Source organism: Microbacterium sp. CCNWLW41, from assembly GCF_037083505.1.
This window is the reverse complement of the sequence record NZ_JBAOJP010000012.1, coordinates 39,140-53,272: the sequence shown is the minus strand read 5'-3', so window position 1 is coordinate 53,272 and position 14,133 is coordinate 39,140. Positions and strand designations below refer to the sequence as shown.

Below are 14,133 nucleotides of genomic sequence, written 5' to 3'. Positions count from 1 at the left end.
TGCTCCCGCGAGCGGTCCGAGCGGGCGGCGGGGCAGAATGGCGGGCGAGAGGTGAACCGTCCCGTTCCGAGGAGAGGCGCGCACATGACCACGAAGCACATCGGCATCGTCTGGAACCCGTCGAAGACCGATCGGGAGACGCTGGAATCGGCCCTCGAGACCGCACTCGGCGGTGCGGAGGGCGTCTCGGTCAGCTGGCACGAGACCGCGGAGGACGACCCCGGTCGCGCCGCGGCCCAGGCGGCCCTCGACGCCGGAGCCGACGTGGTGGCGGCGGCCGGCGGCGACGGCACGGTGCGCGCGGTGGCCGAGCAGCTGGCGGACACGGAGACCGAGGCGGACCTCGCCGTGATCCCCCTCGGCACCGGGAACCTGCTCGCGCGCAACCTCGGCGTCCCCCTGAACGACCTGCCGGGGGCGTTCGGCCGTGCGCTGACGAGCGACGCGCAGGCGATCGACGTCGGCTGGGCCGAGGTCGTCTTCGCTCCGGGCGAGGTGCCCGAGGAGGACCCCGAGCCGGAGGGCGAGTCGGGGCGTTACGCCTTCGCCGTCATGGCCGGATTCGGGATCGACGCGCACATGATCACGGAGACCGACGACGACCTCAAGGACAAGGCCGGCTGGCTCGCGTACGTGGAGTCGCTCGGTCGTGCGGTGGCCGCGAGCGAGGTCATCGACCTCCGCGTGGCGATGGACGACGCGGATCCGGTGGAGGAGAAGGCCCACACCTTCATCGTCGGCAACTGCGGGACCCTGCAGGGCGGCATCACCCTCCTGCCCGACGCGGACCCCTCCGACGGGCGGCTCGACCTCCTGGCGCTGAACGCCGACGGCATCGCCGGGTGGATGGACACGCTGCGCACCATGGTGTGGGACAACGGGCTCAAGCGCCTGCTGTCCGGGGGAGAGGAGCGTGCGGCCAGCAGCGACAGCATGGTGCACCGCCGGCTCACCTCGGCGGTCGTGGAGCTGGACGAGCCGCGCGTGTTCGAGATCGACGGCGACGACATCGGTGAGGTGACGCGCATCGCGATCACCGTGCAGCCCGCCGCGATCCGCGTCCGCTGACGCCGGGCGCGCTGCCGGGCGCGAGACCCCCTTCCCCCGCCGAGACCCCCTCCCAGATACGTATCTGGGAGGGGGTCTCGGCGCGTCGAGGGGGTTTCGCGGGCGGGGGCGACGCGTTCCGGGAAGCGATCCTTGACGCCCCGGAGGGCGTGGCCTAGGTTGTGGACTAGTCCACTATTTGGCCATCGTCGCAGGGAGTTCGTCATGCATCCGCCCGTTGGGTCCGCCATTCCCGTGCGCTCGGTCAACGAGTGCTTCTACGGGGAGCGATGGGTCCCTCAGGACCGCATCTCCGTCCTGGAGCACGCCGCCGAGGCCGGCGCGAACGCCTACGTCTACGGGCCCTCGGCGGATCGGCGCACCGGCGGGCTGTGGCGCGACCGCTACGACGGCGTGGAGGGCGAGGTCCTCGCCGACTTCGCGACCGCGGCCCGCGCCCTCGGGGTCGAGCCGATCTGGCGGGTGTCGCCGTCGGCGCCGCTCGAGCCCGAGCGGGGCATGCGGCTGACCGACCCCGAAGACCTGGCCGAGCTGGTCGGCAAGATCGACTCCGTGTTCGCGCTCGGATTCGAGCGCGTGCTCATCGCTTTCGATGACCTGACCCACGGGTTGGACGCGCAGGCGGCCGAGGTGTTCGCGGACGCCGCGCATCCGCTCGCCGCGGCGCATGCCGCGGTGGTCCGCGCGGTGGGCGAGGCGGTCGGGCACCACCGCCTGATCGTCTGCCCGCTCCACTACTGGGGGGCGGAGCCGTCCTCGTACCGGCGGGCGTTCGGCGCCGGATTCCCCGCCGAGGTCCCGGTGATCTGGACCGGTCGCGCGGTGATCTCCGACGAGATCACCGCCCGGGAGGCGCAGGGCGTGGCGGACGAGCTCGGCCACCCGCTCTGGCTGTGGGACAACTATCCCGTGAACGACTGGGACATGGACGGCATCGGCGCCGACGTCCTCCACGTCTCCGCCGCGGGTCTGGACAACCTCGTGACTCCGAGGCGCCTCCCGCTGGCGCCGTTGCGGGCGAGGGACGCCGCGCTGGCCGGGGTTCTCCAGGGGATGGGGGCCAACCTCGCCCTCGATCCGTGGACGGGGATCCCCGCGGCCTCGACCCTCCTCGCCTTCGCGGCGGATCCGGTCTCCTACGATCCCGATCTCGCCTGGCGGCGCGCCGTCGAGCGCCTCGACACGGCTCCGGACGCGCTCGCGGTGCTGGCCGACGCGGCGGGTCCCGGCTCGGGTGCCCCGATCGCGGCGCCCTCGAGCCTCGCCCGGGCCTGCGGGCGCGTGCTCGCCGAGGGTCCTGAGCCGGGCGTCCTGCACGCGCTGGAGGAGGCGATCGCCTCCCATGTGGACGCGCTCGTGACGTTGCGGGCTCGGCCGAGCCGGCTCACGTGGGAGTTGCGGCCCTGGCTGGTGGAGCTCGGACGTCAGTGTCATCTGGTGTCCCTCGCCGTGGCCGCTCTGCGCTCGTCCGGGGAGGAGCGTGGCGACCTCGTGGTGGCGCTGCGCGGCGCCCTGCTGCATGCGAGCACCGTGTCGGTCGCGTCGGGCGCCGGTCGCGCGCTGGCGGAGTATGCCCGCGGGATGATGGCCGGCGGCACGCCGGCCATCGACGTCCCCCCGCATGACCGAGGGATTCGTTGACACTGGACTAGACCTGTATTAGCATCGCCCTAGCTGGACTAGACCTGTAATGCTCGACGTGGAGTACGGGAGGAACCTCGATGAGGAAAGTTCTGAGCGTCGTCGCTGCGGCGACGATGGTGGCGGGCTTGGCCGGATGCGCGGCCGGCGGCTCCGGAGCGGGAGACGGCGGGGAGACCGTGCTCACGGTGTGGGGCTGGCGCACCGACGCCCCCTGGCAGGAGCTCATGGAGAGCTTCTCCGGCGACGGGATCCGCGTCGACTACAAGTCCTACAAGGCGGAGGAGTACAACCAGATCCTGCAGACCGGCCTGTCCAGCAGCTCCGGACCCGACGTGGTGATGCTCCGCTCCTACGGCGGCCTGCAGACCCTCGTCGCCGGGGGCGGCGTCGCGACGCTGCCGGAGGAGTTCCCCGGCCTCGCGAAGATCCCGGCCAACCTCGTGGACGGCGTGCGCAGCCAGGAGGACGGCAAGATCTACGGCGTTCCGTTCCAGTCCGTCACGGCGAACGTCGTCTACAACAAGACGGTCCTGGACGACCTCGGGCTGTCGGAGCCGACGACGTGGGACGAGTTCCTCGCGCTGAACGACGCCCTGCTGGCCGAGGGCGTCACGCCGATGGCGGCGGGAGCGCTGGACTCGTGGATCCTCCCGATCTACCGCGACCTGTTCGCGGCGGCCGAGTACGGCGGCCCGGAGTTCTCCCAGAAGCTGATGGACGGCAGCGCGACGTTCGAGGACGACGGCTACACCCGCGCGAACCAGACCCTGAAGGACCTGACGAAGTACTTCCCGAAGGGCTTCGAAGGACTCAGCTACGCCGACGCCAACGCCCTGTTCGTCTCGGGCGAGGCCGCGCTCTACCCGGGCGGCATCTGGGAGCTGACCGCCTTCCAGAAGGACATGGCCGACGCCGAGCTCGGGATCTTCACGGTTCCCTCGGTCACGGGCGGTGAGCCCTTCGCGATGGGATACCTGGACGGCGCCATCGGCATGTCCTCGAAACTGACCGGCGACAAGGCCGACGCGGCGGAGGAGTTCCTGACGTGGGTCGGCTCCGAGGAGTTCGGGCAGAGGATCGCCGACGACCTGCTGTCGATCCCCGCGGTCGACGGCGTCACGCCGAAGGACCCGCTGCTGGCCGAGTCCGCCGCGGCGTTCGCGGCCAACCCGACCCCCTACCTCACCTACGTCGGATTCGACTTCGGGACCCCCACGGGGACCTCCCTCGAGTACGCATCACTGCAGAAGCTGGTGATCGGCGACATCCCCGCCGCCCAGGTGGGGAAGGACGTGCAGGCCGGCATCTCGCAGTGGTTCGAGCCGGCTCCGTGACGATCGCGCGTTTCGTGAGCGGGGAGCGGCGGGCCGACCGCCGCTCCCCCCGCTGGCCGGTCGTCCTGGCCTTCGTCGGACCGGCCGTCCTGCTCTACGGCGTCATCTTCCTCTACCCCGTCGGCGCCGCGCTCACCAACGGGTTCTTCTCGTGGGCCGGGTCGGTCCGGAAGGACTTCGTCGGGATCGACAACTTCGTGGCGCTGATGGGCCTGGAGCCGTACGCGGGGCAGTTCCTGCGCGCCATCGGCAACAACGTCGTCTTCTTCGTCGGCACCATGATCGTGCAGAACGGCGTCGGCCTCGTCCTCGCGTTCCTGATCCACGGCATCGTGCGGGGGAAGCGCTTCTTCCAGACGGTCATCTCGATCCCGTACCTGATGAGCGCGCTGGTCATCGGATACGCGTGGTCGATGCTGCTCTCCCCGCGCTTCGGCGCGATCAACGCGGTCCTCGGGTTCTTCGGCGTCGAACCGGTCGCCTGGCTGGGGACGCCGGCGCTGATCATGCCGATCCTCATCCTCATCAACGCGTGGCAGTGGATCGGCGTCACGATGCTCATCTTCGGCGCGGGGCTGACGGCGATCCCCGCGGACCAGATCGAGGCGGCCCGCGTCGACGGGGCGTCGTCGTTCCGCATCGCCTGGTCGATCCAGCTGCCGCAGCTGGTCTCCTCGGTGTCGATCGTGACGGTCCTCACGCTCATCGGGTGCTTCAACCTCTTCGACCTCGTCTTCGCGATCGGCGGCAGCGCCGGCGGCGTGAGCGGCGCCGCGGACGTGATGGGGACGTTGTTCTACCGCCTGTCGTTCAGCAACTCGCCGAACGCCTTCGGGCTCTCGGGGGCCTTCTCTCTCGTCCAGCTCGTGCTGATCCTCGTCGTCACGATCGGCATCCAGCGCTTCTTCCGCCGCGTGGAACGGAGGTACTCGTGAAGAACCCGGGTCGGATCGGGACGTACGTCGTCCTCGCGATCGCCGCGGCGGTGTCCGCCGTGCCCAACCTGCTCGTCCTCGTCGGATCGCTCCGGCCCAACGCGGAGATCGTGGCGAACCCGACGGGGCTGCCCTCGTCGTTCTTCCTGGGAAACTACGCACGGGCATGGGAGGAGGGGTCGATCGGGACCTACTTCCTCAACTCGGTCCTCGTCACCGCGATCTCTCTGGCCCTGGCCCTGGTGCTGTTCCTGCCGGCGGCGTACGCCCTCGGGCGATGGCGCTTCCCGTTCGCCGCGGTCGTTCAGGCCGTGTTCCTGCTCGGGCTGATGGTGCCGCTGAAGATCGGGATCCTCCCCCTGGTGCAGCTCTACGACGGGTGGGGCCTCATCGACAGCCTCGGCGGTCTCGTGCTCGTCTACACCGCGCAGGCGGCGCCGCTCATGGTGCTCATCCTGTCCACGTTCTACCGTCAGCTGCCGGACACGCTGGAGGACGCGGCCATGCTCGACGGCGCCTCGCACTTCCGCACGTTCTTCAGTGTCATGACGCCGCTGATGCGACCTGCTGTCGCTGCGGCCGTGATCCTCAGCGTCGGTCCTATCTGGAACGACTTCTTCATGCCGCTGGTGCTCACGCGCAGCGACGCGAACTTCACGATCCCCGTCGGCATCAGCTCGTTCTTCGGCGAGTACGGCGCGGACCGGGGCATGCTCTACGCGGGCATCGTCATCGCCGTCGCCCCCGTGGTCATCTTCTTCGTGCTGGCGATGCGCCAGATCGTCAGCGGGCTGACCGCGGGGATCGAGAAGTGAGAGGCGACGGCGGGACCGACGTCTTCGCGGATCTCGGAAAGTCCGGCCTGCGCCTCGAAGTCCACCACGGTGCCTCCCTGCGGACCCGGACCGGGACCGGGATCTCGCCCACCCAGCGGGGCGACCTCGGCGAGATCCTGGGGCGCGGGATCTCCGCGCTCCTGGCGCAGGAGCAGACGGTGCGCGTGGAGCGAGTGGTGATCGGGTCCACGAGCGAGCTCACGGCTCACGAGACGGCGTCGCTGTTCCGCGTGCTGCGTCCGTCCGTGCCCTCGGCCGTGATCGCCGTCACCGACGACGGCACGCTCGCACATGCGCGGAGGCTGAACGCGCCCGGGGTGCTGCTGTCCGTCGGGACGGGGGTCATCGCGATCGCACGCTCCGGCACGGGGGCGTTCCGGCGCTTCGACGGCTGGGGTCCGTTGTCCGGCGACCGCGGCTCCGCCGTCGACGTGGGCCGCCGGGCGCTGCGATCCGCCTACCGGGCCGTCGACGCCGGCATCGGCACCCCGCTTCGGGACGCCGTGGCGGCGCGGATCGGCCCGCTCGGCCTCGACACCGCCCGTGGCGTCCTGGCCGACGAACGGTGGCCGGCTCTGCTGGCGGGCATCGCCGAAGACGTCTGCGCCGCCGCCGACGCGGGCGACGACGACGCCGCGCGGATTCTCGACGACGCGGTCGAAGAGCTCGTCGGGACCGCTCGGATGGCGGCCGAGGCGGCCGGTGTCCCGGAGATCGTCGTCACCGGCCGGTTCGGCACGTCGCCGGCCGTGGGCGCGCGCCTCATGCCGGCCGTGGGCGCGATCGGCCTGCGTCCGGTCGATCCCCACGGCGACACCGCGGTGTCGGCGCGCGAGATCGTCGGCGGGCCCTATGCGGACCTCCTCGCGGTCGATCATCCGGCGGACAGCGGAGTCGCGCCGTGAGCGCGCGCGGGAGCGAGGCGGCGCTGGCGGGTCTCGGCGGGCCGTTGTCCGACGAACGTCCGCGAGGGGACCAGATCCGCGAGCGCCTCGAGTCCCTGGCCGTGGAGCTCGGCGCGGGCGCGCGGTTGCCCTCCGACCGGAGCCTGGCGGACCATTTCGGCGTCGCGCGGATGACGGTGCGCGCCGAGATCCGGCGGCTCGCTGTCGACGGTGTCGTGGAGGTGGAGCCAGGACGCGGCACGTTCGTCGCCCGCGAGTCCCGGCTGGTCCCGGAGTGGGGCACGTCGTACACCCTGGCGGCACGCGCCGCCAAGGGACGCCCCGAGACCACGCTCGTCGAGCGCGCCGTGCGCGGCGCCGACGAACGCACGGCACGACTGCTGGAGATCCCGACCGGCGATCCCGTGCTCGCCCTCGGGCGGCTGCGTGCGCTCGACGGCCGTCCGATCGGCGTCGAGCGGGTGAGCATCCCGCTGGCCCTGTTCCCGGGCCTCGAGGACCGTGACCTCGCGGAGGGGTCCCTGTACGAGATCCTCGCCGCGGAGTGGGGGCTGGTCCGCGCTGCGTCGAGCGGACGGGCGGCGGGTCAGTTGCCGAGCGCGGTGGACGCGGCGCTGCTGGGGATCACCGCCCATGACCCCTGTCTCACGGTGCAGATGACCAGTACCGACGCGTCCGGGCGGGTCTTCGAGACCGGCCGGTCGATCTACCGCGCGGACCGTTACGAGATCGGGATCACGCTCCTCCATGGGGCGGGCGACGCTCCTGCGGGAGCCCAGGACGGAAGGAGGCAGAGCTCATGAAGGACGCGAGCACGATGGTGCCGGAGTCGACGCTGAGGCTGAGGGCGGGGACCATGGACGTCACCCCGAGCACCCCGGGGCCGCTGGCGGGGTACGAGGCCCGCCGGGACGCCGAGAGCACGGGCGTCCTCGATCCGCTGGAAGCGGGGCTGCTCGTCCTCGAGGATGCCGGCGTGCGGGTCGCATGGCTGACGCTCGACGCGATCGCCGTGCCACAGGAGCTCTCCGCCCGCCTCCGGGGCGCGGTCTCGGACGCGGCGCGGAGACACGGCGGCGGCGACCTGCTGGTGCGGACGGTCGCCTCTCACACGCACTCGGCGCCGCGCGGCTGGGTGGGGAGCATCCTTCCGGGGCATTCCGGCCAGGTCATCGCCCGCGACGCCGACGAGCTCGTCCTCCGGGTCGGCGCGCTCGCCGACCGGGTGCTCGCCGCACCCGCCGAGGTCGTCCGCGCCACCTGGGCGGAGCGACGCGTCCCCGGGATGGCGGCGAACCGCCTCGATCCCGAGGGACCGCGCGACGACACCGCGGGCGCCCTGGTCCTTCGCGGGGTCGACGACGCTCCCCGCGCCGTGCTGTTCGATGTGGGCGCCCACCCGACCGTGCTGGGCCCGGGGAACCTCCGCTGGTCGGCGGACTGGCCGGGTGCGGCGCGGCGGATCCTCCGTGCCGCGCTCGCCGCGAGGGATGAGGCGGCGGAGCGGACCGGTCCCGACCCGGTCGTGATGTTCCTTCAGGGCGCAGCGGGGGACGTCAGCGCGCGGTTCACCCGGCGCGGCGACGACGCCGCCGAGGTCGCGCGGCTGGGGGCGTTCGCGGCATCCGCGGTGCTCGACGCCGTCGTCCATGACGGGCGTGAGCTGCGCGGGTGCATTCGGCACGTCTCCGCCGTGCTGTCGCTGCCGCGGCGGCGGTTCCCGGACGCGGCGCGCGCGGCGTCGGACCGGCTCGCCATCGAAGCGGAGCGCGCGGGCCTCGCGGGGGTCCCGCCGCTGGATCCCCGCGTGCGGTTGGCGCAGTCGCGCGTCGACGGCTCGCGAGTGCAGGAGGAACTGATCGAGGCGGGGATCCCGGACACCGTCCCCTTCCCGGTGTCGGTCGTCCGCATCGGGGACGCGGCATGGGTGCACCTGCCGGTCGAGCCCTTCTCGGAGGTCGCGCGCCGGATCCGGGAGAGCAGCCCCGTCCCGGTCACCCGGGTCGTCGGCTACACGGACGGCTATCTCGGCTATTTCGTCGACGAGCGGGCGGCGGAGCTCGGGACCTACGAGGCGCTGTCCAGCCTGTTCGGCCCGGAGGCGATCGACCCGGTCGTCACCGGCATCCGCCATCTTCTCGAGGAGCTCTCATGAACGAATACCCCCGCCTGGCGCACGATGTGATCGACCGGATCGCGGAGGGACAGGGGTCCGCCGTCCAGGAGGCGGTCTCCCTGCTCGCGCCGCGACTGATGGCCGGCGGCGTGCTGCACGTGTTCGGGACGGGCCACGCGCGCATCCCGATGCACGAGATGGTCGGCCGCGCGGGCGGGCTCGCGCCGGTGAACCTCGTGCGTCTGAGCGATCTCGCCTTCCGGGGGGACGTCCGCGCGCAGGACATCGCCGATCCCCTGCTGGAGCGCGACCCCGCGATCGCGGCGCCGTTGTTCGCGCTCACGGCTCCGCGCGAGGAGGACGCCTTCCTTATCGCGTCGAACTCGGGGATCAACGCGGCGGTGGTCGAGTTCGCGATGATGGTCCGGGACGCAGGCCTGCCTGTCGTCGCTCTGACCTCCCTGGCCCACAGCCGGTCCGTCGCATCGCGACACGCGTCGGGGACGAAGCTGTTCGAGCTCGCGGATGTCGTGATCGACAACGGCGCGCCGGCGGGAGACGCGGCCCTGGACCTCGGCGGCGGCGTCCGAGTGGGCGCGGTCTCGAACCTGGCCGGGGTGATCGTCGCGCAGCTTCTCACCGAGGGCATCGCCCGCGCCTACCTGGCCGAGGGCCGCACTCCGCCGGTCTTCCGCTCGATGAACCTCCCGGACGGCGATCGCCACAACGCCGACCCGCTCGCCGCGTATGCCGGGCGCGTGCATCCGATCGAGGCGTGAGCGGTGATCGTCGAGGGCGCCCGCGTCGTCACCGGCACCGACGGATCCGGGGGATCGCCGTCGACCTGGGTCCGCGTCGAACGGGGGACGATCGTCGAGGTCGGCGCCGGGGCCGCACCCGCGGGCGACGACGATCGCATCGACGCGGGCGGCCGGTGGCTCGGTCCCGGGTTCGTGGACGCCCACATCCACGGCGGCTTCGGTGTGGACGTCATGGACGCTCGTGCCGAGGACGTCGACCGCGTGGCACGGGGTCTGGTCCGTCACGGCGTGACGTCGTTCCTCCCCACGACCTACACCGCCTCGCCGGAGCGCACGAGGGCGGCGCTCGACGCCATCGAGTCGGTCCGTCGACGGCAGGACGTCGGACCGCGCGTGTCCGCGGAGATCCTCGGCGTCAACATGGAGGGCCCCTTCCTCAGTGCGCAGCGCAAGGGCGCGCACCCGGAGGAGGAGCTGCGGGATGGATCTCTCGCTCTCCTGGACTCCTTCCTCGATGCGGCCCTCGTGCGCGTGATGACCGTGGCGCCGGAGCGCCCCGGCGCGGCGGGCGTCATGGAGAGGCTCGTCGAGCGCGGGGTGGTGGTGTCGATCGGCCACAGCGACGCGGATGCCGCCGGCGTCCGGGAGGCGATCGCGCGGGGGGCTCGTGCGGTCACGCACCTCTTCAACGGCATGCGCCCGCTCCACCATCGTGACGTGGGCGTCGTCGGTGCGGCCCTCCTGGCGCCGGGCCTTCTCTGCGAGCTGATCGCCGATGGCGTGCACGTGAGCGCGGAGGCGATGGATCTCGCGTGGCGGATGAAGGGGTCGCGTGGTCTGATCCTCGTGTCGGACGCAGGCCCGCACGCGGGGGAGGGGCGACCGCCGGAGACGGCGGCACGCCTGTCGGACGGGACCCTTGCCTCCAGTGTCTGCATGGCGGACACGGGGCTGCGACGTCTGCGGGCGGCGACCGGGGCCGACATCCCCGCGCTGTGGCCCGCGGTCAGCGGAAACGCCGCGGAGCTTCTCGGCCTGTCCGGGAAGGGCAGGGTCGTCCCCGGCGCCGATGCGGACCTCGTGGTGCTCGACGAGGACGGGAACGTGGACGCGACGTTCGTGCGGGGAAGACTCGTCCACGAACGTCCCGGGGCCCGCCCCCTCACCCGGAGGAGGGCTCCTTCGCCACGTGCATCTGGATGACGTAGCGGTCCCCCCGGTACAGCGAGCGGCCCCACTCCACGACAGTGCCCATCCGGTCGCGGGAGGTCCGGGCGAGGGCGAAGCTCGGCGCTCCGGGGTCCGCGCCGAGGCTGCGCGCGTCGGACGAGGTGAGCTGGGCGATCGCGACCGTCTGCTCGGCGGAATCGACGACTACGCCGTAGGACGAGGACAGCACGTCATACAGGGACTCGTCGTCGTGGATCCGGTCGAGGAGGCCGGGGAACCGCTCGGCGGGGACGTTCGTGCGTTCCAGCGCCATGGGCTCGCCGTCGGCGGTGCGCACCCGCTCGAAGAAGAAGACGGGGTCGCCCTCCGCGATCTCCAGGCGCTCGGCCAGGTAGGCGTCGGCCGTCCTCCGTTCCGAGCGCCCCGGGCCCGTCCCGGGCACCATGCCGCGCAGGCGCATGTCCTCGGTGAACGATCGGAGGACCTCGGACTGCGTCACGAGCGGGCGCTGCACGAAGGCCCCGCGGCCGGGGACCCGGCGGATGAGCGTCGCCGACTCCAGCGCGTCGAGCGCCCCGCGGACCGTCATGCGAGCGACTCCGAACTGCTCGGCCAGGACCCGTTCGGAGGGGAACAGCGTCCCCGGCGCGGCGGAGCGTGCGAACGCTTCCAGCGACGCGCGGATCCACTCGTTCTTGGACGACCCGTCGAACGGAAGCGGGGTGACCCCGCCCGGGTCGTTCCTTCGCCGCGCCATCGATTCCGCCTTCCGTTTCCTCCGAGGAAAGACCCCTCATGCTACCCAGCGGTGGCCGCCCGCCGCGGCACACGACGTGGCGCGCGCCACCCCGGGGCTCACGGATAATAGCGGTATAGTCCATAATGATCGCAGGGCAGGGTGACCGCGGGATCGAGGAGGGCCATGCGCGAGAACGGGATGCGGACGGTCGCGATCCTCGGGTGCGGTGTCATGGGAGCCGGGATCGCGTCGGTGTTCGCCGAGGCGGGACACGCCGTACGGCTCTACGACGCGGATGCCGCGCGCGCGGCGCAGGTGGCGGGGGAGCTGGTCCGACACGGTCCCCGGATCGATGCGCGGGCCGGCCTCGGCCTCGAGGACGCGGTGCGCGGTGCGGACCTCGTGATCGAGGCCGTCGCCGAGGCCCTGTCCGCCAAGCGCGAGGTGCTCGGGAGGGCCGGGGCGGCGGACGGTTCCGTCGTCATCGCCTCGAACACGTCGAGTCTTCCGGTGGCGGAGCTGGCGGCCGCCATCGCCGGACCCGAGCGATTCGTCGTCGCCCACTTCTTCAATCCCGCGGCGACGGTGCCGCTGGTGGAGGTGGTCCCGGGGCCGAGCACGGACCCGGCCGTCGTCTCGTGGGTCGCGGAGGAGCTCCGCGCGGTCGGCAAACGGCCGGTGGTACTCCGCAGGGCCGTACCCGGCTTCGTCGCGAACCGGTTGCAGGCGGCGTTGCTGCGGGAGGCCTTCGCGCTGGAGGCGGACGGCGTGGCGGAGCTCGCGGACATCGACGAGATCGTCCGGTCGGGGCTCGGTTCGCGCTGGGCGGCCGCGGGGCCGTTCGCCGTCGCCGATCTCGGAGGGCTGGACGTCTGGGCGGCGGTCTGCGCGCAGTTGTTCCCCCTGCTCGACGCCGGGACCGAAGCGCCCGATCTGCTGCGGCGCCGTGTGGTGGAGGGGCGACTCGGCGCCAAGGCCGGCGTCGGTCTGTACCCTCACGTGCCGGACGAGGACGATCGCCTGCGGGCGCGGATCGCGGAGCACTTCGCTCGGGAGTTCCCCCAGTCCCCCGCGCAGAGCCGTGGATCCGGATCGCCTGCGGACGGGGGATGACGTCACCGCCGCCGCGCGAACGGGCTGGAGGCGCGCGCCTCCGCCGGGAGCCGAGCGCGGGTCCGCAGAATGGGGGAATGCCGTTCGCGCCCTCCGACGTCCCCGCGCTCGTCCCGTACCTGGAGGGGTTCCTCGTCGACTGGATCGACCAGCAGCGTCGCTCGCACGGCGTCCCCGGCATCCAGGTGGCGCTCCGGCAGGGGGAGGAACTGCTGTTCTCGCGCGCCGTCGGGCTCGCCGACGCGGAGACGGAGGAGCCGCTGACGACGGCGCACGCCTTCCGGATCGCCTCGCATTCGAAGACCTTCACGGCCACGGCCGTCCTGCGGCTGCTCCGGGACGGGCGGCTCCGCCTGGACGATCCGGTGGCGCAGCACGTCCCGGAGCTCGCCGAGGCGCCGATCGGCGCGACGACGCTGCGGAGCCTGCTCGGTCACCAGGCCGGCGCCGCCAGGGACGGGAGGGAGGCGGGGTTCTGGCAGCGCGAACGGGAGTTCCCCGACCGCGACGAGCTCCTCGTCGAGCTGCGCAGGGATCGCGTCTTCCCGGCGAACGTGCACTTCCACTACTCGAACCTCGGCTATTCGCTGCTGGGGCTCGTCATCGAGGCGGTCGAGGAACGTCCGTACGCGGATGCGATGCGCACGCTGATCGCGGAGCTGGGCGACGCCATGGCCGAGCCGGTGCGGATCGGTCCGGACCTCGGGAACGGCGAGGAGGCGCCGATCGCGTCCGGGCACGGGATCCCGATGACCGAGCGCGGACTGCCGGGATCCGCCGTCGCGCCCGTGATCCCGCCCGCCTCCGCTCGGGCGGAGGCGGCGGCCACCGGGTTCTGGTCCAACGCGGAGACGATCTCCGCGTGGATGGCGGGACACGCTCTCGGCACCGGGCGCTTCCTCGACGACGACGCGAAGCGGCTCATGCAGCGGGAGGAGTCGTGCATCGCGACCGGCGGGTCCACGCGGTGGTACGGGCTGGGCGTCATGATCCGGAAGATCGGGACGCGCCGTGTCATCGGCCACTCGGGCGGCTTTCCCGGCCACATCACGCAGACGTGGACGGATCCGAAGACCGGCCTCACCGTGAGCGTGCTCACGAACCGCATCGACGGGCCCGCGTCCGGCATCGCCGCGGGGATCATCGCGCTGCTCGACAAAGCCGCCGCCGAGGTCGCGGACGCGGACGCGGCCGTCCCGTTCCCGGACGCCGCGGGGCGTTACCTGTCGCTCTGGGGCGACACGAACCTCGTCTGCCTTCCCGGCGTCGTGCTGCAGCTCGACGATGCCGCGGCGGATCCTGCGGGCCAGGCCGTCGTCCTCCGGGAGCGGGACGGCGTGCTCCGGGCCGAGGCCGAGGACGGGTTCGGCGGTGCGGGAGAGCCGGTCCTGCTGCACCGGGACGCCGCCGGCGTGGTCGAGGCGATCACGGTCACGGGGAACCGGCTGCGGCGGCCGCCGGCCTTCGGCGACGCCGTCGCGACGATGCTCGCTCGCTGACCTCGCCTCGCGA

13 protein-coding genes are annotated in these 14,133 nt (G+C 72.4%); 12 read left to right on the top strand and 1 reads right to left on the bottom strand.

All coding sequences use genetic code 11. The annotated features are described in order from the left end of the window. The first annotated feature begins 84 nt into the window (after nt 1-84). The 10 genes from V6R91_RS31670 (at nt 85) to nagA (ending at nt 10,802) form a co-directional block, all read left to right on the top strand. Nucleotides 85-1,068, top strand: coding sequence for a diacylglycerol/lipid kinase family protein (locus V6R91_RS31670; RefSeq protein WP_336398665.1), 984 nt, complete (start codon nt 85-87; stop codon nt 1,066-1,068). A gap of 204 nt (nt 1,069-1,272) precedes the next feature. Beyond that, nucleotides 1,273-2,709, top strand: a complete 1,437-nt coding sequence (locus tag V6R91_RS31665) for a beta-N-acetylglucosaminidase domain-containing protein (RefSeq protein ID WP_336398664.1) — start codon at nt 1,273-1,275, stop codon at nt 2,707-2,709. Nucleotides 2,710-2,789: 80 nt separating this feature from the next. Further along, entirely contained in the window at nt 2,790-4,046 is a 1,257-nt protein-coding gene (locus V6R91_RS31660; protein WP_336398663.1) for an ABC transporter substrate-binding protein, read from the top strand. After that, nucleotides 4,043-4,981, top strand: a complete 939-nt coding sequence (locus V6R91_RS31655) for a carbohydrate ABC transporter permease (protein WP_336398662.1) — start codon at nt 4,043-4,045, stop codon at nt 4,979-4,981. Before V6R91_RS31660 ends, V6R91_RS31655 begins: the two co-directional genes overlap by 4 nt. Beyond that, the gene (locus V6R91_RS31650) at nt 4,978-5,796 is read left to right on the top strand and encodes a carbohydrate ABC transporter permease (protein WP_336398661.1); all 819 of its coding nucleotides are present in this window, start codon (nt 4,978-4,980) and stop codon (nt 5,794-5,796) included. Before V6R91_RS31655 ends, V6R91_RS31650 begins: the two co-directional genes overlap by 4 nt. Continuing rightward, nucleotides 5,793-6,722: a BadF/BadG/BcrA/BcrD ATPase family protein gene (locus V6R91_RS31645; protein ID WP_336398660.1), complete on the top strand. Its 930-nt coding sequence runs from the start codon at nt 5,793-5,795 to the stop codon at nt 6,720-6,722. The genes V6R91_RS31650 and V6R91_RS31645 overlap by 4 nt, the downstream gene beginning before the upstream one ends. Continuing rightward, complete coding sequence (locus V6R91_RS31640; protein WP_336398659.1) at nt 6,719-7,525, top strand: GntR family transcriptional regulator; 807 nt, start codon at nt 6,719-6,721, stop codon at nt 7,523-7,525. The genes V6R91_RS31645 and V6R91_RS31640 overlap by 4 nt, the downstream gene beginning before the upstream one ends. Next, nucleotides 7,522-8,877 (top strand): hypothetical protein, encoded by a 1,356-nt coding sequence (locus V6R91_RS31635; RefSeq protein ID WP_336398658.1) that lies wholly within the window; start codon nt 7,522-7,524, stop codon nt 8,875-8,877. The genes V6R91_RS31640 and V6R91_RS31635 overlap by 4 nt, the downstream gene beginning before the upstream one ends. Further along, nucleotides 8,874-9,617 carry a sugar isomerase domain-containing protein gene (locus V6R91_RS31630; protein ID WP_336398657.1) on the top strand — a complete coding sequence of 248 codons (744 nt, stop codon included), beginning with the start codon at nt 8,874-8,876 and terminating at the stop codon, nt 9,615-9,617. Before V6R91_RS31635 ends, V6R91_RS31630 begins: the two co-directional genes overlap by 4 nt. Nucleotides 9,618-9,620: 3 nt before the next feature. Then, nucleotides 9,621-10,802 (top strand): N-acetylglucosamine-6-phosphate deacetylase, encoded by a 1,182-nt coding sequence (gene nagA, locus V6R91_RS31625; protein ID WP_336398656.1) that lies wholly within the window; start codon nt 9,621-9,623, stop codon nt 10,800-10,802. On the opposite strand, the gene V6R91_RS31620 is transcribed toward nagA, so the two are convergent. Then, entirely contained in the window at nt 10,762-11,526 is a 765-nt protein-coding gene (locus V6R91_RS31620) for a GntR family transcriptional regulator (protein ID WP_336398655.1), read from the bottom strand. The two genes, nagA and V6R91_RS31620, sit on opposite strands and share 41 nt — an antisense overlap. Before the next feature lie 165 nt (nt 11,527-11,691). Between V6R91_RS31620 and V6R91_RS31615 the strand changes: the two genes are divergently transcribed. Continuing rightward, nucleotides 11,692-12,621 (top strand): 3-hydroxyacyl-CoA dehydrogenase family protein, encoded by a 930-nt coding sequence (locus V6R91_RS31615; RefSeq protein WP_336398654.1) that lies wholly within the window; start codon nt 11,692-11,694, stop codon nt 12,619-12,621. 77 nt (nt 12,622-12,698) lie between these two features. Then, complete coding sequence (locus tag V6R91_RS31610) at nt 12,699-14,120, top strand: serine hydrolase domain-containing protein (protein WP_336398653.1); 1,422 nt, start codon at nt 12,699-12,701, stop codon at nt 14,118-14,120. Nucleotides 14,121-14,133: the final 13 nt, after the last annotated feature.